This window comes from Neobacillus sp. NPDC058068 (assembly GCF_042885335.1).
Taxonomy (GTDB): Bacteria; Bacillota; Bacilli; order Bacillales; family Cytobacillaceae; genus Neobacillus.
This window is the reverse complement of the sequence record NZ_JBHVSI010000003.1, coordinates 311,081-329,177: the sequence shown is the minus strand read 5'-3', so window position 1 is coordinate 329,177 and position 18,097 is coordinate 311,081. Positions and strand designations below refer to the sequence as shown.

Here is an 18,097-nt window from a genome sequence, read left to right as displayed (position 1 = left end):
ATCTCGAATCCGGCCTTTTTCCCCCATCAAAAAATTATAAATTCTCCTCAAACCAGTTCACGATGTAATCCAAGCGGCTTTTGCGCAGGCTTGGCTTCCCGCTTCTGGAAAGCTCGTGGTTTTCTTCAGGGAAGCGGACCAATTTTGTGTTCTGACCTAAACGTTTTAAGGCAATAAACAATTGCTCTGCCTGCTCGATTGGACAGCGGTAATCCTTCTCGCTATGGAGAATTAATAATGGTGTCGCCACGTTTTCTACATAAGCAAGCGGCGAATGCTTCCAAAGCGTTTGAATATCGCGGAAATCCGCCTTAATTTGCCACTCTGTGAAATAATAGCCGATATCGCTGACACCGTAAAAGCTGATCCAATTTGAGATGGAACGCTGTGTCACTGCTGCTTTAAAGCGGTTCGTATGGCCGACGATCCAGTTCGTCATAAAACCGCCGTAGCTGCCGCCCGTCACACCGAGGCGATTTTCATCAATGAAGTCATAGTGCTCCAACGCAAAATCAACTGCAAGCATTAAATCCTCGTAGTCGCCGCCGCCATAATCGCCGCGCACTGCATTGACAAATTCCTGCCCATAGCCGTGGCTGCCGCGCGGATTCACATACAATACCGCGAAGCCTTTGGCCGCCAATAGTTGAAACTCATTCATATATGTATTTCCATACATCGCATGCGGGCCGCCGTGAATTTCGAGGATTAACGGGTACTTATTCCCTTCTTCAAAGCCAAGCGGCTTCATCATCCAGCCGTGAACTTTCCGGCCATCCGCTCCTGAAAATTCCACCGGCTCCGGTTGTGACAAGGTGATATTTTCCAAAATCGCCCCGTTTACATCGGTCAATTTTTCAAGTGAAGACGGCTCGCCGCTTAGCGAGAGGAGATACAGATCGCTGATTGCTGTCGGCTTGCTTAACGCGATGACTGCTTTTTGCGTTGCGCTATTGATCGACAAGCCATAGACATGGCCGCCGTCCGAATAAACCGGCTGAATCTCGCCGCCGTTCACATCACTGAAATAAATATTCGTATTGCCATGTTCCGAGCCAATAAAATAGAATCCCTTGCTGTCATTCGACCACAATAATCCTGGGGATACTGCTCCCTGCTGAAAATCGCCGACGGTAAAATCGCCCACAGGCACATCCCAATTACGGGTCAAACAAGAGAACTTTTTCGAATGGACTTCGTAAAGCCAGACCCTCGGATGGGTCGCATTTTCAAACTCCCGCTCGTGTCCAAGCATCCCAAGGTAGTTCCCGTCCGGCGACCAAGACACGCTTCCAAAATAGCCGGTCCCATTTGTCACGGGAATGAATTCCTTCTGAGCAATGTCCAACAAATACACATCATGGATAAACGATGAATCCGTTTCTTCCGAAAAATCAGCGCCAACTGCGAGATACTTTCCGTCTGGTGACCAGCAATAGAGATTTACATCATGCTCGCCTTCTGTAAGCTGCGTTAGATCGCCGCTTTTCACATCCACGAGTGCTACTTGTTTGAAATCCCCCTGCCAAAAGCCCCCGTCATCTGATTTATATTTCATCTTCGTCACTTCAAGCGGCACAGTCTTTTTTTCTTCTTTGTCAAAAATAGTTTTATCCGTTTTAAACGAAGTATTGAACGCAAGCTTTGTTCCATCCGGAGACCAAACTGGATTGCTCGCTCCACTAGGAAGAGACGTTAATTGCCGCGCCTCCCCGCCATTCACACTTAATAGGTAAAGTTGATTTTTCCCGGTCCGATTGGATACAAACGCAATTTGCGCTCCATCAGGCGACCAGCACGGTGAGTGATTCCGCCCTTTACCAAATGTCCATTGGACCGCTTCGCTGCCCGGTTCAAGTGTATGGAAAAATAAATGTGCCTGATATTCATCCGCTTCCTCGTCTATCGTCGTTTGCACATAAACGCAGAACTTCCCATCAGGAGCAAACTGTGGGTTTGCCACCGATTTTAATTGATATAATTCCTCCGACTGAATTCCTCTTCTCCCTGCCATTGTCGCTGCCTCCCATTCATAAATCTCGTACACTATTTATTTCGACAATGGAAATATTTTTTCCTGCTTTGGACACGGAGACAGGCACCGCGTCCAAAGTGATAATGAAAAAGGGACAAGGAGCCTGTCCTGTCCCCTTGTCCCTTATGCTTGTTTTAAGCTTGCAAGTTGTTTTTCTACTTCGTCGTGAAGTTCAACGGAGATGACGGGTGATGATGTGTAAAAATGCTGGCTTGCCAGTGCTTCTGCTTCAAGCTTGTACACATATTCCTGTGCTTTTGCTATTCCCTTTGAACTACCTTTGAATTGAAAGGCTTCCACCATTTCCTGTCCTTGCTTGATTGCCATTGCTGCATGAACTTTTGACTCTAACTCTAATTTCTTGAATTGGAATTCTTGATAATTCGCTTTTAGTTTTTCAATTTGTTCAATCAGTTTCGCTGTGTTCGCTTTCGTAATCGCAGCTTGATTCTGGAGCATTTGAACTTTAGCTTCCTCGGTGATTTTTTCTTGTAAGGCAATTTTAGCAATCGAATCATCATCTTTTGCAATGGCGAGCTCCGCTTGGCGGGCACGCTTGGCAACATTTTCTTCTCCGGCGGCGATTAATATTTCATACCTTTTTTCTAAATAAAATTGATGGGCTAAAGCTTTCTTTGCCTCGGCAACCTGCCCGTCCATTTCGCGTAAATGGTGTTGAAGCATGGTCATTGGGTTTTCACACTTATCCAAAACTCCGTGAAGATCTGCAGTTATCAAATTTTTAATTCTTGTAAATAAGTTCATCTTATTTCTCCTCCATTTTCATTTTACGTTCCCATTCATCCAAAAGCTGTGCGTTTACCGAGCTATCAGGAAAATGAGAAAGCGGTTCTGATACTACGTTTTGTTTGCCTGAACGGACCTTTTTTACTAACCAGTAAATGAGTATACCTATGAGCACAAACGGAAGGATTGGAAGAATTCCTACTATAATTAATAGATTTCCCAGAAGCTTCTTCCCTCTCACTCTTCGCAAGTACCAACCAAGCAGCAATGCAAACAATGCACCTAATCCTAATAAGTATTTACCAGCTTCGGGACCGTGATGGTCATGTAAACCATGGCGATGTCCCATCATTTCTACATCATGCCCCTCGAATTTCGGACCATGCTGCATACCGGATCGGCCTGCGTCTTCTCGCTCATGAAAGGACTTCATATTGAAATTGCCAGCAATATCCCGGCCCTTCTGGAACGTGTCCCGCATGACTCCTTCCGCCTGCTTTGGCATTGAGAGATCATTTAGATGCCGCCTTCCATCCATGCCGGTAGATAGGATGGCAAGAGAGATCAGGGCTACTAGCCCAATCCCTAGCAAAAACCACTTCCAGCCTTTTTTCTTCTTTTTCTCTTTCACTTCATCATCCCTTTCCTGTTGATAGATGGATTATAAAAAAGAAAAGAGAAAAAAGAGTGAAAAATAGAACCTACACTATCATTATTTAAAAAGTTTTTAAGAGTTTTTTTAATATGAAAAAAAACTGCCACTTATCCAGTGGCAGCTTGCTTTAGTGAAAGTGGAATTCGGACGATAAATTCACTCCCTTTTCCGAATTCACTTTCAACTGTTATTGAACCTTCGTGTGAGGCGACAATCCAATGGGCAATGGAAAGGCCCAGGCCGACACCGCCTAATTGACGGGAACGATGCTTATCAGCTCGAAAAAACCGGTCGAAAATCTTCTGCTGGTCTTCCGGCTGAATGCCTAAACCTGTATCTTTTACCCTTAGGTGCCAATGTTTGTCTTGAACCGCTATTGTGACCGATACCTGACCATTCGCAGGTGTATATTTGATCGCGTTATCCAATAAAATGTAAAATAGCTGTCTTAGCTTTTCGATATCCCCAACAACCTGCAATGCCGGCGGAATATTTGCAGTTACTTGAATGTCTTTATGTTTAGTGACAGGCTGTATCGAACGGATGAGCTGCATAGCTACTGGAGCAATATCGAATGCCGTCATATTCATATTTGCCACACCAGAATCAACGCGCGCAAGTGTTAATAGGTCGCCGACAAGCTTTGTCATCCGTTTCACTTCATCTTTCATATCCTCCACTACTTGCTGGGAGTAATCTGAAAAATGATTTTCTTCCTCTAAATCTAACACTTCAAGAGAGGTATAAAGCACGCTTAATGGCGTCCGCAGCTCATGTGAGGCATCAGCGACAAATTCCCGTTGACGTTTGAACGATTGGCGGACCGGAACCATTGCCTTTTTTGCCATTTTGTGGCTGACCCCTAAAGCAACCAGAAAAAAGGATACAATCAGTCCTGATAGAATCCATAATAATATTTTTAACAGCCTAAGGTGTGAAGTTTGGTCAATTCCTACGTAAACAATCTCTGTTATTTGGTTTCCTTTATAAATAGGCTGCCCGGCAAGCAGGAGATGAATATTGTGCTTTTTAAAATGCTCATCATGGGAATGCCTTTCACCTCGTTCTGGAGGGGGTGAGACGGTAATTTCCTTCGATTGTGTTTCTCCCACCCTCGGGACCCAGCCGCGGATGCTATCAGTAATAGCTTGACTAGGAGAAATCCTGCTATTTCCTGCAAGCACTTCCCCTGAGGAACTGACGATTGAATAATAAAACAGTTCTTCATTGCCGGACATTAACAGATCTTCCCGCGGATTATCCGATTTAGTTTCGAGTTCTTCTTGATAGTAGACCGTTTGATGAATCAAATTCTGTAATGTCTGCTGTTCCTGATAGGTCATTGCCGTATATAAAAGCAAATAGACAATCGCCGCGAAAAGACAAAGGAAGATCATCAGCAATCCACTATTATAGAGTGTTAAACGCTTTTGCGTCCGGTTTAAAACATCTCCGCCAAAAATGCGTTGAACGATTTTGCGTAATTTATCCTTCAAGTTTATACCCTACCCCGCGGATACTATGAATGATATCCACGTCCAGTTTTTTTCGTAAAAGCTTCACGGTTGCATCGACAATTTTATAAGAAACATCGGCATCATATCCCCATATGCGATCAAGGATAAGTTCCCTTGTCAGCACTTGCCCTTTGTTTTGCAGCAGCAAATCGAGCAATTGAAATTCCTTTGGGGACAGCTGAATCTCATTTCCACAAACCGCTAAGTTCCGGCTTGTCCGATTCAATGTAAACTGGCCAAATGAAACGGACTCCTCCTGAATCGGAGCAAAATTACGGCGTGACAGTGAACGAAGCCGGGCCAATAGTTCATCGATTTCAAACGGCTTCACCAGATAATCATCGGCTCCCGCATCAAGACCTTCGACCCTGTCCTGGACGGCATCCTTTGCGGTTAACATTAAAATCGGACCGCCATATCCTTCTGATCGGAGCTCGCGGCAAACGGAAATACCATCCTTCACTGGCATCATCCAATCGAGAATAACCACATCATAATGGGAAGCGAGAGCGTAATCATAGGCATCCTCTCCTTGCTCAACCCAATCGACACGGTAGCCGCCCTTTTTTTTCAGCATGTGTGAAATCAGCTGTCCAAGCCGTGTATCATCTTCAGCCAGTAAAATATTCAAATACCCTCACCCTCTGCGATTTGCTTTTGCGAAGACGTCCTCTCAGCTATCTCAAAAATGCCCCATACCGCCAGTGTCCCAATAGCCGGTAAAATAAAGGATCCCCCTGCGTGAATAAGAAGGGCAATCAGGGATGCATTGCTTACCCAAAAGTGGACTTTCCTCGTGTATTTGTTCTTTATTCGTCTGATTAAAAATCCATATACTCCAACGCTTAATAGAAGGAGAAATGCTGCAATACCGTTCAGAACGCCCTTGCCTGTTAGCTTTTCCGTAAAAAGATAGTAGGCGCCGTGTGCTGTAGCTAGAATTAAAATACCATAGCCAATTAGATTATGCACACGGAATAAAAGCTTTGAAAACTTTTTAATAAACGGAGAGGAGGATTTTAATTTTTTCTTAAATCGTACCCAGGAATACGTAATGGCTCCGCCGATAATTGCAATAGTACCAAGCCAGTTGAAAATTCCCCGAAACGAACTCTGACCCTTTGAGTGGAACCCGCCTTCTGGATGGTGTCCATGACCGCCGGGACCTCCAGTTGGTGAAAGAAAAAATTCATATGCTATTAATGCCGCACAAAAAAACAAAATGATTATTGCCGGAATATAAACCTTCCACTTTCTCATCATAGTCAACTCCATTAACTTTAATAAAACCATCATACATAAAAAAAGTGAAAAGAAAGTGAAAAAATAGGTGCGACACGGGGTTAGGCACTACGTCCCAATTGGTAATAAAAATGGGACAAGGAGCCTGTCCCATGTCCCTATCTTCTTGAATATAAGTCCCGACTCTTGTATCCTTCTCCCAAGATTAGTTTCATTTCTTCTCGTCGTTTTTCTTTGGTTGCTTCTTGTTTAGCACTATACACATAACGGGCCCAATCTTTCTGGTATCCTGGAGTGAGTGACTGATAGAAAGCAAGTGAATCTGGAGTATCTTGCAAATCTTTTTCTACATCTGGAATCATTGCTATATAATCATCTACACATTGACTTGCTTTTGTAGATACTTGATTTTTGCCTCGTGAGTCTTCTTTTAATCCGACAATCGTAAAGACCGTATCTAATCCTACCATCCGCGCAAATTTAATGTTACTTGACCCAAGATAACTCCCTCCATCTGCACCCAAGCCATCTAATAAATCATCGCGATGAATAAACGTTGAATAGACTTTGTTCCCCTTCTTTGGATAAGCCAAATAGAGATAGCCGTTTTTATTTAGATAATCCTTTTGGATCACCTTATTTACGAGTTCTTTCAAGGATTCCATATCAAGCACAAAAGCAAAAATCAGATCATATTTACTGTCTGCAAGCTCTGTATCATAATCTGCTAACTCTGCTAAATAATTCGCACCGTCTGGCAAATTCAATACTGCAACTTTTTTATACTTTTGTAAGTTCAGTTTTTCTACTATTGTTTTAGTCATCGTTATCCACCTTACCTATATTTTTTCTTCCTTAGTGTACGAATTCCTGTTGGAGTTCACAACCTTTTGAATTTAGAAAATTCACAGATTTCTACTCTGATTCTATTAAAGGTACAAAAGGTTTTGAAACTGTCCAAAATCACCGGCTCCAACACAACAATGAACATAAAAAAGCGCAAGCACCCCGGTCATAGGGGGAGAATTTCCTGCTATTGTATATAGAGGAAGCTTAAGAAGCAGATATAAGCGGAGATATTCCGATTAACTGCTCTAAATAAGACAAAATCCAAAGATTTGGATAATATAAACGGAAAAACTTCCTTTATTTTTAAGGAAATATGGATATTTCCCAATTTAAACGGAATTTCACCGTTTATTTTTCAAACACTGTGAAATCAACATTCAGTTATAACAGAGCTATATTTTAAAAAAGGGACAAGGAAGCATGTCCCATTTTCCCTTTAAAGATCTGTGTTTTCGCTAATATTATAGTATATCTTTCTTTTTTTATCGTATTTGAGTTCTTCGCCATTTACCATCGACGGTAGGTTAGTTTCATCCATTCCCAGATAAACATTAAATTTTTTTCCGGACAATAATTGAAATTCACCCTTTGTCGAAGGAGTATGATGATCTAAACTCATTGAAAAAACAACTCTTGAACCGACTAGGTTCCAAGTATAAGTACCATTTTTGTCTACATTAATGTTAGCAGTTGCTATTGAATCCCCTAGATTAGGGTTTATAAAAATAATAAATTGTTCACCACCGACTTTAACTTCATCAATGATATCATCTTTGGTAATTCCCTCTTCTTGTAGCCCATATTCTAAAGCGCTTTTATACGTTAAAAATGTTTTATTTGTTTCAATTGTTTTATTTGTTCGACAACCTACTAGAATAATGACCATTAAAAATGGTAAATAAAATTTTTTCATATCTTTCCCCTCATACAGATGGCTATAAATTTCAATTTTCAGACCATTTAAAAATAACACTATTTTCCTATAAAATAAAGACTTTTTGATAATATTGGAAAAAATTATATGTGGCTCCTGTCACCGCTTAAACTTCCGAAAAACCCTAAAAGGTGCCTGACACCATTATCCTTCGAGAGGGGCAAAGCACAGAAAATAGCACTATAAAACAAGTGATAGAAAAGATGTTAAATCACGCTAAAAAGAGCATTAATGACCTCAAGGAGATTTTTATCAAAGAGAATCTTACTATTCCTTATTATGGATTAGATTTACATTTAGCAATAAAAGAAAAATGGTTTTAACAACCTCCTCAAGCAGTTGATAGAAAAGTTTAGTTTGCCGCCTAAAACGATTGGATAGGTCGTGGCGTTTTGGGGCATTCACCGCGCCCCAATTAAAAAAAATGGGACACGGAGAGTCTGTCCCCATGTCCCTAAATTAATCTTATGGTTTGCCCTGGTTTGAGGAAGCTGAGAAGTGGCAGGTCTTCTTCTATAACTCTTCCAATTACGTTGACTCGCTCGTCGGCTGGGAGGTCGCGGAGGGTGATTTGGACTTCGCCGCGATAGCGTCCGTAGCGATCATTGTCTCTCGTGATCGTGCCAACAGGCCGCGGCGCCGTATTTTCCGGGGCGACTGCATCTGCACTTCTCGTATCCATTAACCGAAGAACATCACGGGAAAAATCAGGGCGGAGCCGGAATTCTCCCGCTTGAAGCCCTTCGACTCGAATCGAAACCTGGCGATGATGGTCAAAGCCGATTAGTTTTTCCAAAAGATCTGCACTTACTTCTGGATCACCGATGTATACATCTTCGACACCCGCCTGAAACAATTCCAGCGCCGCCATAAACGGATCCACTTCACGATGGTCCTCGAGAGTGGGCAGCCCTTCAAACAACGGACCGCGTTTCTCCCCGTCACCTGGAATATAAGCACTGACCGGAATCCCATACCGTTTAAAAAGCTCATTTTGCGCGTCGAAAAAGGATTGAGCTAATCCAGTTTCACGCCTTGGATAGAAATTATGCCAGGCAAGCAGCTGACTTGCCGATAACCCGCCGGCAATCAGCGCTTGCAAATCTTCCTCAAACAAGATACTGGCATTAAGCGCAAGCTTAAAATCCTTCGCCAGGCTCAAAATCGTTTCGTGCTCAAAAAAGTCATCTAAGCGCAAACCGATTACCCCTAAGGATTTTAACTCATCCAGACGTTCCAATCCCAAATGGGCAGGTGTCCGCGCCGATACATCTGCATAAACTTCGATTCCTACTTCCTTTGCTGTTTGCAGCAAATGTCTAGCACGGTCCGCTAAATCCCCGGACTCTTCGGGAATGTGAAGCGAGGTAAACGCCCGCTTCACACCTTTTTTCCCGGCAAGTTCGATCCGAGCCGCAGCTTGAGGATCATTTAAATAAAAGGAAATTCCAATCAATCAAATTCACCAGCCATATCGTCTTTGAAACCAAATAGGTACGTAAACAAGAAACCGGCTGCATACGCAATTAATACCCCTAATAAATAAAGGAGAACTTGACCTGTTACCACAAGGAACGCAAGTGGTAATCCAGATACTCCGATTGCGACCGTTGCGATTTTGAACGCTGCTTGGAAGGCTCCGCCGACACCGGCTCCTAGACAAGCGGTTAAGAATGGACGGCCTAATGGTAACGTTACCCCGAAAATAAGCGGCTCCCCGATACCGAGAATTCCTGCAGGCAGACCACCGCCAATCGCTCTTTTTAAGCGAGTTTTCTTCGTCTTAAAGTAAATCGCAAACGCAGCTCCGACTTGCCCAGCGCCACCCATTGCTAAGATAGGAAGAAGCGGGTCAATGCCTGTTGAATTAATTAACTCAAGATGTATAGGTGTTAAGCCCTGATGTAAACCAGTAACGACGAGCGGCAGGAAGGTTGCCCCGAGGACAAAGCCTGCTACTACCCCACCCATATCAAGGAGAGAGGTTAATCCTTTTGTGATAAGATCTGAAACGAAACCACCAAGCGGCATAAATACAAGATAAGTAACAATACCAGTAACCAATAAAGCAACCGTTGGTGTGATAAAAAGATCAAGAGATTGTGGAACAAACTTGCGAACTCGTTTTTCGACAAGGGCAATAAAAATCGCGGCAAACAGAACGCCAATTAAACCGCCGCGTCCAGGAAGCAAATCTGTGCCAAACAAATGGATTCCTGCAACAGCTGGGTTAATGATTAAGATACCAGCAAGTGCCCCAAGTGCTGGTGACCCGCCAAATTCCTTCGCCGCATTAATACCGACCAAAATTCCAAGGTAACCAAATAATCCGCTGCCAATGACCGTTAAGATGGTTGCAAGCTGGGAATCCCCTGCCAGCCATTCAGCTTGAATGATCGCTTTTGTAATCCCTGTAATTAATCCGGAGGCTACAAGTGCCGGGATTAATGGAATGAAAATACTTGAAATTTTTCGTAAAAACAGCTTAAATGGTGTTGCATTCTTTTTGTTGATTTCTGCCTTGTTGCTTGCTGCCTTCGCTTTCAAATCAATCCCGCCGGCTGCATCTACTAACTTACCAAACTCTTCTGTCACTCTATTAACTTTTCCAGGACCGAGAATAATTTGGAGTGTCTCTTCTTCGACAACCCCAAGTACCCCGTCAATTTTCTTAATTGCAGCCTTGTTGACCTTCGACTCATCATTTGGTGTCACGCGAAGTCTTGTCATACAATGTGTGTAATTGCCAATATTCGCTGGGCCGCCTAATTGTTCAAGGATCTTTTCTGCTAAAATTTTATTCTCTCCAGCCATGCTAATTCCCCTTCTCTCTGTTGTTAATTTTTTTAAAAATAAGGAACGGAATGATGTTCACATCACCTCCCTGAAGGTTTATTTACCTTGTTTAATAAACCGGATGGCTTCTCTTGTTTTGTCAATCGAATGGATCGTTTCCTCGTACTGAACGGTCGCCATCGCCAAAAACAAAATATCGATTAAATATAACTGCGACAGCCTTGATGAAGTGGCCGCACTTCGAAACGGAGCTTCCCCGGAATAAGCGGTAAACAGCTTAATATCTGCAAGCGAAGCGACCTGCGATTGCCCGTATTTCGTTAAACTAATCGTTTTAACGCCGCGCTCTTTCGCCAGCGCCATCACTTTAATGACCTCCGCTGTTTCCCCGGAATGAGAAATCCCAAACAACACATCATCCTTATTGGCATTTGCAATTAAGGTGGCGACAAGATGTGTATCGGTAAAAGCGGTTGCATTTTTATGAATCCGCAGGAATTTCTGCTGGGCATCCTTGGCGATAATACCGGAAGCGCCAATGCCAAAAAAATGCACATTTTGCGCCGGTAACAAGGTGTGAACTGCTCGTTCCAATTCATCATAATTGATCATCTCTTCGGTATCGCGAATGCTTTGGATGCTATTGCTGGTTGTCTTCTGAACGATGGTGAAAAAGGATTCACCGGGCTCAATGTCACGATACCCTTGTTCGACAGGCTTCACTAAATCGCCGGCAATTCTTACTTTTAAATCTTGAAACCCATTTATGCCTAGTGATTTGCAAAGCCTAATCACAGCTGCGCCGCTTGTATTTGCTTGGATTCCGATATCATTGACCGTACTGTTTAAAACACTTTGAGGATTTTCAAGAATAAATTCAGCAATTTTCCGCTCGGAAGCCGGAAGCTGTTCAAGCATGTTTTGGATCATTTTTAGACCGCCTGCTGCCATCTGATAAACCCACTTTCATTCCCATCATTTTTCTTCATTTTCGATGGCTTTTTTTACATAGCCATTTGCTTTTGATAACAATTGTTCCGCATCCTGTTTCGTTGTCTCTGTCTTTATCATGACGATTGCCGTCTTCACTTGCAGGTCTGCTTTTTCTAAGGTTTCCGCTGCGATTTCATAGGAAATCCCGGTAATTTTTCGAATGATGCCAATCGCCCGTTCCTTCAATTTTTGATTGCTCACATGAACATCGACCATTAAATTTTCATAAGCTTTTCCTAAAAGAATCATCGAGGAGGTGGAGATCATATTCAAAATCATTTTGTGCGCTGTCCCGGCTTTCAAGCGAGTCGAACCCGTTAGAACCTCCGGACCGACAATCACCTCAATGCTTTGGTCGGCTTCCTTGCTAATGGCAGCATCTTTATTGCATGAAAGCGCGACTGTTTTCGCACCGATACTGCGGGCATAGCGAAGGGCCCCAATCACGTATGGCGTCCGTCCGCTGGCGGCAATGCCAATAACGGTATCGTTTTCTGTCAGCTCCACTTCCTTAAGGTCAGCAGCACCAAGGTCCGGCTGATCCTCCGCACCTTCCACTGCTTTCAAGAATGCCCCTTCTCCTCCGGCGATAATCCCTTGGACCATTTCCGGGTCAGTGCTGAAGGTAGGCGGACATTCGACTGCATCCAGCACACCTAAACGGCCGCTCGTGCCTGCACCTACATAAATCAGCCGTCCGCCTTTTTGAAAGGATTCAAAGACAAATTGAACGGCTGCCTCTATTTCTGGTAAAACATCTTTGACGGCTAATGCCACTAATTGATCCTGGTCATTCATGATGCGCAATATATCCTTTGGCTCGGCCGTATCAATCGTTATCGATAGTTGGTTACGTGATTCTGTTGTTAATAATTCAAGATTTTCTTCCATGGTATCATTGACCTCCTGTGGTCTTTCTCGGCTGTAAGCGTTTACCTGTACCTTAATTATAATATTACTGAAATATTAATTCAATATATTTTTAAAATCAGTGAAATGGTATTTCAGAAAAGTATTTTACCAAAATGAACTGGAATGGATTGATCTTGGAGCAGGCGGCCGGAACCTAATCAAGTAAATAGCGGCGGATGGCGTTCGCAACTCCTGCCTCATTATTATTACCCGTTACCTGATCTGCCATTTGTTTGACCTTTTCCGGCGCATTTCCCATAGCAATGCCTAGTCCTGCAGCGGAGAGCATCAGGGAATCATTATAGTTATCGCCAATGGCAGCAGTTTGCGCGATAGGGATTGAAAGCTCCTCCGCCAGCCTTAATAGTGCCGACGCCTTCGTCACCCCGCTAGGAGAAATCTCTAAATTAACGAAATTAAAACTGCTGCTAATTTCCATCTCCGTGATAAGTTCGCCAATTCGTTGTGAAAAATCATTGAGCTTATCGCCATCATCAAATACAGCTATTTTGGTAATTTGCGGCTGCTCTTCCTTCAGGTATCGGTAGAAATCCTCCATGACCTTGACCTGACATTTTTCCCGAAAGCTTTCACAGCTTTTGAGTCCGCCGCCTGATTTCCCAAGTGTAGGAATATTATTTTCAATCCAGTTCTCGTTCCATTTATTGACCTTAGGGACCAGAAGTGTATCGCCTTCATAAAAATGGGCATAGATGCCTTCTGTCTCGCATAATTCCCAGAAATTCAATAGTGCTTCATGTTGAAAAATCGCCTGCTCTTTGACCTCTCCATTCTCATCAAGCAAAATCGCTCCATTGTAAGCAATAATTGGCTCTCCTGCTAAGCCAATGGTGCTGGCAATCCATCGTGTCGAAAGCGGGGAACGCCCGCTGCAAATCACAACTCTCCCGCCTCTTCGACGGTATTCTTGAATCGCCTGCCTCGTTTCAACATCAATCTCCTTCTCATCATTCAACAAAGTGCCATCCAGGTCAGTCGCTAATAAAGAATATCTCACTGAATATAACTCCCTTTGTAATTTATTTTTATTTTTATTATAATTTTATTGAAATTTTATTTCAAAACGTTTTGGTGCCTGACACCGTTTCACGACATCATTTTACTATTAATGGAAAGTGGTGTCAGGCACCATTTTACTATTATTGGAAAATGATACCTGACACCACTTTATTTGAAAACGCGCGATTATTGTTTCAATTTTCGCCATTGGCAGTTAATATGGTCTATACTTTACATTAAATATTCGTATTTACAGGTTGAGATGGGGGAATTAGAATGCTAGCGAATGAAGTGAGAGAAAAGCTGATTGCGATTGTGACGAAAGCTAATTTCGATGATTCTAAAACGGAGCGATTGGTTTATTCTTATGATGCTACACCCAACTTCCAATCGATGCCGGATGCTGTGGTTAGCCCGCGGAATACGGCTGAAGTTGCGGAGATCCTTAAGATTTGTAATCAACATCAAGTGCCGATTGTTCCGCGCGGATCTGGAACGAATCTTTGTGCCGGGACATGTCCGACCGAGGGCGGGATTGTCCTGCTCTTTAAACAGATGAACCGCATCCTTGAAATCGATGAGGAGAATTTAACTGTCACCGTCCAGCCTGGGGTGATCACCCTTGATATGATCCATGCCGTGGAAGCGCTCGGGCTGTTCTATCCGCCCGATCCAAGCTCGATGAAAATCTCGACAATTGGCGGAAACATCAATGAAAACTCCGGCGGTTTGCGCGGTCTTAAATATGGAGTAACTCGGGACTATGTAATGGCGCTCGAAGTAGTTTTGCCGAATGGCGACGTCATCCGGACGGGCGGAAAGCTGGCGAAGGATGTCGCCGGTTATGATTTAACCCGGCTGTTTGTCGGCTCTGAAGGAACACTTGGCGTTATCACTGAGGCGACCCTAAAGCTGATTCCCATGCCGGAAACGAAGAAAACAATGCTTGCCCTGTACCAAGACTTAAACGCCGCTGCCAAATCTGTTTCAGCGATTATCGCTAATAAAATCATTCCGACGACGCTTGAGTTTCTTGACCAGCCAACCTTAAAGGTGGTTGAGGAATTTGCGCAAATCGGCTTGCCTACCGATGTACAGGCGGTTTTATTAATCGAGCAGGACGGCCCAGCTGAAGTGGTCGAACGGGATTTAACCAGCATGGCGGAAATATGCAAACAGGAACAAGCAGTCTCGATTCAAATCGCCGCGTCTGAAGTGGAAGCCGAAGCATTGCGAACCGCTCGGCGCGCGGCACTATCGGCGATTGCCCGGTTAAAACCGACGACCATCTTAGAGGATGCGACCGTTCCAAGGTCTGAAATTGCAAAAATGGTGCAGACGATTAATGAAATTGCCGAAAAATATCAGCTCGAGATTTGTACGTTTGGCCATGCCGGGGACGGAAACCTCCACCCTACTTGTGCCACGGATGCAAGAAATCATGAGGAAATGGAACGAGTCGAACAGGCCTTTGCGGAAATTTTTGAAAAAGCGATAGACTTGGGCGGCACAATTACCGGGGAGCATGGAGTCGGAGCAATGAAGGCCCCATATCTTGAATGGAAGCTGAAAGCTGAAGGAATTGCCGCGATGAAAGCTATTAAACTAGCATTCGACCCTCATAATATCATGAATCCGGGGAAGGTTTTTGCCAAAGACAGCAAGAAACGTGTGGTGATCACAAGATGACAACAATGAAAGAGCAAGAAATAATCCAAGAACAATTTAAAGCACGGATGGATGAAGATGAATTGCTAAATTGTATGCGCTGCGGTTTTTGCCTGCCAACCTGCCCGACTTATATAGAATCGGGCTTCAAAGAATCGCAGTCACCGCGCGGAAGAATCGCCTTAATGAAGGCAGTTGTGGACGGGCTGATTGAACCAGACGCAGAGTTTGAGCGCTCGCTTGAACTCTGCCTCGGCTGCCGTGCCTGTGAACCGGTCTGCCCCTCCGGTGTGAATTATGGTCATTTATTAGAAGATGCCAGGGACATTATTAATCAAAACAAGAAACATTCCTTACCGGCCCGGGCCGTTAGAAAAACGGTTTTTCAAGAATTATTTCCGCACCCTAATCGGATGCGCGGAGCGGTGGGCTTACTAGGTTTCTATCAGCGCTCCGGAATTCAAACGCTAGCACGGAAAATTGGCTTTTTGGGCCTGCTTCCTGAAAGTTTAGCTACTTTAGCTACTATGGAAAAAATACTGCCTAAGGTGCCGACGATGAAAGAAATGAAGAATCGGCCCGCTTATCTGCCGGCAATCGCTGAAAAGGTTCACCGGGTTGCTTTTTTCAGCGGCTGTTTAATGGACACGATGTTCCTGAAAACAAACGATGCCACGATGAAGCTGCTGCAATTGGCTGGCTGCGAGGTCGTGATCCCCGAGAGCCAGGTATGCTGCGGGGCCTTGCATGGTCACAGCGGCGAAAAACAAACAGCCAAGGAGCTGGCGAAAAAAAATATCATTGCCTTCGAGGAATTGGACGTCAACTTTATCATTACCAACGCCGGCGGCTGTGGTGCCTTTTTAGTCGATTATGATCACTTGCTGCAGGACGACCCTGAATGGAAGGACCGGGCAAAGGCATTCGCGGCAAAAATTAAGGATATTTCCGAAGTCCTAGTCGCTGTTGATTTTCATAAAAAAGTCAAAATGGAGCTCCCGCCGCAGGTCATTACCTATCAGGATTCCTGCCACCTGCGCAATGTGATGAAAACGGCTTCCGCGCCAAGAGTTCTGCTTCAAGCAATCGCGGGGGTGAAATATAAAGAAATGGTCGATGCCGACCGCTGTTGCGGCTCTGCCGGAATTTATAATATCGTGGAATCGGAAATGTCGATGGTAATGCTCGACTACAAAATGAAGCAAGCAAAAGAGACCCATGCAGCAACCATTGTCACCGCCAACCCCGGCTGCTTATTACAAATGCAGCTAGGAATCGAACGAGAAGGACTCTCCGCCAAAATGCGAGGCGTTCATATTGTTGATTTATTGATTGAGGCTGTTAACTGGGACGCGGGGACAGGCCCCTCTTCCCAGTAAAAAAATGGATACATCGTTCATGTGGACTTAGATGCGGGTGAAATTGTGGAAACTGTCCTCATGAGGGGTTCATGAGGACAGAAATCCGGGTGAACCGAAGGAAACTGTCCTCATCAGGGTTCATGAGGACAAAACCCAGGTGGAAACGGCGGAAACTGTCCTCATCAGGGGTTCATGAGGACAAAACCCCAAGTAGAAACGGCGGATACTGTCCTCATGAGGGGTTCATGAGGACAGAAATCCGGGTGAACCGAAGGAAACTGTCCTCATCAGGGGTTCATGAGGACAAAAATCAGGATGAATCAAAGGAAACTGTCCTCATCAGGGGTTCATGAGGACAAAACCCAGGTGGAAACGGCGGAAACTGTCCTCATGAGGGGTTCATGAGGACAAAAATCCGGGTGAACCAAAGCAACTGTCCTCATGAGAGGTTCATGAGGACAAAACCCAAGTGGAAACGGCGGAATCTGTTCTCATGAAAAGTTTCTAATTGCAGTTTAATTATAGAATGATGACTTTTCGACCGGCGCATGTGAAGCCCCCTCATTTTCCCCATTGCCCAATATTCCATATCTCATTCCCGTTATTCCTTATTCGAAAGCAGCTCCGATACACTGACAAATTGGTAGCCTTTTTGCTTGAGGGCAGGGAGGAAAATTTTTAGAGCCTGGATGGTTTGACTTCGGTCGCCGCCGCCATCATGAAGGAGTAAAATGTCACCATTTCTTGCATGGCGTATCACATGATTAGCTATGACTTGGGCTCCTGGCTGGGACCAGTCCTTTAATTCCTGATGATACGACCAAAGCACAACTTTGTACCCTTGCTTTTTTGCCTCCTGCAGTAAAGCATTGTCTAAATATCCTCCCGGCGGCCGGAACAGCTTAGCATGGTTGGGCTGGTACTTTTGGATAATCTGCTCAGCGCGAATAATTTCGAGACGCATCTGCCTGAACCCCACCTTATTTTCATACGGATGTGTCATCGAATGATTGCCTATTTCATGGCCGGCTTCCACCACATGCTGGACAACCTCCGGATACCGCTCCATGCGGCTGCCAATCTGAAAAAAGGTGGCGTTCGCACCATACTTCTCCAGGACCCTGAGCACCTGTGGGGTAAAGACCGGGCTTGGTCCATCGTCAAACGTTAAAGCGATAACCTTTTTCTGGGTAGCCACATCCCAGACAACCTGACCGGTTGGCTCCACCTTATTTCGCTTTATCATCTCTGCAGTCGCAATCGTTTGAACGTTGGAATAAAAACAGATAATGACAATAACGAAACGGACCCATTTCATAACAATAAAAGCCCCTTTTAAAAATTTTCTTACGTAGATGTAAGTCTTAA

General features: G+C 44.2%; 16 protein-coding genes. 2 read left to right on the top strand and 14 right to left on the bottom strand.

Going from position 1 to position 18,097, the window contains the following annotated elements; translation table 11 throughout:
- Window positions 1-34: 34 nt before the first annotated feature.
- From ACFVSW_RS05675 to ACFVSW_RS05615, 13 genes are all read right to left on the bottom strand, one after another.
- Window positions 35-2,014 carry a S9 family peptidase gene (locus ACFVSW_RS05675; protein WP_387313285.1) on the bottom strand — a complete coding sequence of 660 codons (1,980 nt, stop codon included), beginning with the start codon at window positions 2,012-2,014 and terminating at the stop codon, window positions 35-37.
- 144 nt (window positions 2,015-2,158) lie between these two features.
- A complete protein-coding gene (locus ACFVSW_RS05670; protein WP_387313283.1) occupies window positions 2,159-2,800 on the bottom strand; it encodes a PspA/IM30 family protein in 642 nt (213 codons plus the stop codon).
- Between the two features lies 1 nt (window position 2,801).
- Complete coding sequence (locus ACFVSW_RS05665; protein ID WP_387313281.1) at window positions 2,802-3,413, bottom strand: hypothetical protein; 612 nt, start codon at window positions 3,411-3,413, stop codon at window positions 2,802-2,804.
- Between the two features lie 131 nt (window positions 3,414-3,544).
- Complete coding sequence (locus tag ACFVSW_RS05660; protein WP_387313279.1) at window positions 3,545-4,933, bottom strand: sensor histidine kinase; 1,389 nt, start codon at window positions 4,931-4,933, stop codon at window positions 3,545-3,547.
- Window positions 4,923-5,585: a response regulator transcription factor gene (locus ACFVSW_RS05655; RefSeq protein WP_387313277.1), complete on the bottom strand. Its 663-nt coding sequence runs from the start codon at window positions 5,583-5,585 to the stop codon at window positions 4,923-4,925. Before ACFVSW_RS05655 ends, ACFVSW_RS05660 begins: the two co-directional genes overlap by 11 nt.
- Window positions 5,582-6,214 carry a hypothetical protein gene (locus tag ACFVSW_RS05650; protein WP_387313274.1) on the bottom strand — a complete coding sequence of 211 codons (633 nt, stop codon included), beginning with the start codon at window positions 6,212-6,214 and terminating at the stop codon, window positions 5,582-5,584. The genes ACFVSW_RS05655 and ACFVSW_RS05650 overlap by 4 nt, the downstream gene beginning before the upstream one ends.
- A gap of 140 nt (window positions 6,215-6,354) precedes the next feature.
- Window positions 6,355-7,020 (bottom strand): YdeI/OmpD-associated family protein, encoded by a 666-nt coding sequence (locus tag ACFVSW_RS05645; protein ID WP_387313271.1) that lies wholly within the window; start codon window positions 7,018-7,020, stop codon window positions 6,355-6,357.
- 461 nt (window positions 7,021-7,481) lie between these two features.
- On the bottom strand, window positions 7,482-7,958 hold the full coding sequence (locus ACFVSW_RS05640; protein ID WP_387313269.1) for a hypothetical protein: 477 nt from the start codon (window positions 7,956-7,958) through the stop codon (window positions 7,482-7,484).
- Between the two features lie 475 nt (window positions 7,959-8,433).
- Window positions 8,434-9,435 carry a MupG family TIM beta-alpha barrel fold protein gene (locus ACFVSW_RS05635; RefSeq protein ID WP_387313267.1) on the bottom strand — a complete coding sequence of 334 codons (1,002 nt, stop codon included), beginning with the start codon at window positions 9,433-9,435 and terminating at the stop codon, window positions 8,434-8,436.
- Window positions 9,432-10,793: a PTS transporter subunit EIIC gene (locus ACFVSW_RS05630; protein ID WP_387313264.1), complete on the bottom strand. Its 1,362-nt coding sequence runs from the start codon at window positions 10,791-10,793 to the stop codon at window positions 9,432-9,434. The genes ACFVSW_RS05635 and ACFVSW_RS05630 overlap by 4 nt, the downstream gene beginning before the upstream one ends.
- A 78-nt stretch (window positions 10,794-10,871) precedes the next feature.
- Window positions 10,872-11,726: a MurR/RpiR family transcriptional regulator gene (locus ACFVSW_RS05625; RefSeq protein WP_387313262.1), complete on the bottom strand. Its 855-nt coding sequence runs from the start codon at window positions 11,724-11,726 to the stop codon at window positions 10,872-10,874.
- A 24-nt stretch (window positions 11,727-11,750) separates the two neighbouring features.
- The gene (gene murQ, locus ACFVSW_RS05620; RefSeq protein ID WP_387313259.1) at window positions 11,751-12,659 is read right to left on the bottom strand and encodes an N-acetylmuramic acid 6-phosphate etherase; all 909 of its coding nucleotides are present in this window, start codon (window positions 12,657-12,659) and stop codon (window positions 11,751-11,753) included.
- A gap of 175 nt (window positions 12,660-12,834) precedes the next feature.
- Window positions 12,835-13,698, bottom strand: coding sequence for a Cof-type HAD-IIB family hydrolase (locus tag ACFVSW_RS05615; protein ID WP_387313257.1), 864 nt, complete (start codon window positions 13,696-13,698; stop codon window positions 12,835-12,837).
- 278 nt (window positions 13,699-13,976) lie between these two features.
- Here ACFVSW_RS05615 and glcD point away from each other — a divergent pair, with 278 nt between their 5' ends.
- Both glcD and ACFVSW_RS05605 read left to right on the top strand, forming a co-directional pair.
- The gene (gene glcD / locus ACFVSW_RS05610) at window positions 13,977-15,389 is read left to right on the top strand and encodes a glycolate oxidase subunit GlcD (RefSeq protein ID WP_387313254.1); all 1,413 of its coding nucleotides are present in this window, start codon (window positions 13,977-13,979) and stop codon (window positions 15,387-15,389) included.
- Complete coding sequence (locus ACFVSW_RS05605) at window positions 15,386-16,747, top strand: (Fe-S)-binding protein (RefSeq protein ID WP_387313251.1); 1,362 nt, start codon at window positions 15,386-15,388, stop codon at window positions 16,745-16,747. The genes glcD and ACFVSW_RS05605 overlap by 4 nt, the downstream gene beginning before the upstream one ends.
- Window positions 16,748-17,330: 583 nt before the next feature.
- Here ACFVSW_RS05605 and ACFVSW_RS05600 read toward each other — a convergent pair.
- On the bottom strand, window positions 17,331-18,047 hold the full coding sequence (locus ACFVSW_RS05600) for a polysaccharide deacetylase family protein (RefSeq protein WP_387313249.1): 717 nt from the start codon (window positions 18,045-18,047) through the stop codon (window positions 17,331-17,333).
- Window positions 18,048-18,097 lie beyond the last annotated feature (50 nt).

Bases quoted from the DNA above. Each gene is read 5' to 3' on its own strand.
- ACFVSW_RS05650 (WP_387313274.1), bottom strand. From the start codon at position 6,214: ATGAGAAAGTGGAAGGTTTATATTCCGGCAATAATCATTTTGTTTTTT.
- ACFVSW_RS05630 (WP_387313264.1), bottom strand. From the start codon at position 10,793: ATGGCTGGAGAGAATAAAATTTTAGCAGAAAAGATCCTTGAACAATTA.
- ACFVSW_RS05645 (WP_387313271.1), bottom strand. From the start codon at position 7,020: ATGACTAAAACAATAGTAGAAAAACTGAACTTACAAAAGTATAAAAAA.
- glcD (WP_387313254.1), top strand. From the start codon at position 13,977: ATGCTAGCGAATGAAGTGAGAGAAAAGCTGATTGCGATTGTGACGAAA.
- ACFVSW_RS05600 (WP_387313249.1), bottom strand. From the start codon at position 18,047: ATGAAATGGGTCCGTTTCGTTATTGTCATTATCTGTTTTTATTCCAAC.
- ACFVSW_RS05640 (WP_387313269.1), bottom strand. From the start codon at position 7,958: ATGAAAAAATTTTATTTACCATTTTTAATGGTCATTATTCTAGTAGGT.
- murQ (WP_387313259.1), bottom strand. From the start codon at position 12,659: ATGGAAGAAAATCTTGAATTATTAACAACAGAATCACGTAACCAACTA.
- ACFVSW_RS05625 (WP_387313262.1), bottom strand. From the start codon at position 11,726: ATGGCAGCAGGCGGTCTAAAAATGATCCAAAACATGCTTGAACAGCTT.
- ACFVSW_RS05670 (WP_387313283.1), bottom strand. From the start codon at position 2,800: ATGAACTTATTTACAAGAATTAAAAATTTGATAACTGCAGATCTTCAC.
- ACFVSW_RS05675 (WP_387313285.1), bottom strand. From the start codon at position 2,014: ATGGCAGGGAGAAGAGGAATTCAGTCGGAGGAATTATATCAATTAAAA.
- ACFVSW_RS05605 (WP_387313251.1), top strand. From the start codon at position 15,386: ATGACAACAATGAAAGAGCAAGAAATAATCCAAGAACAATTTAAAGCA.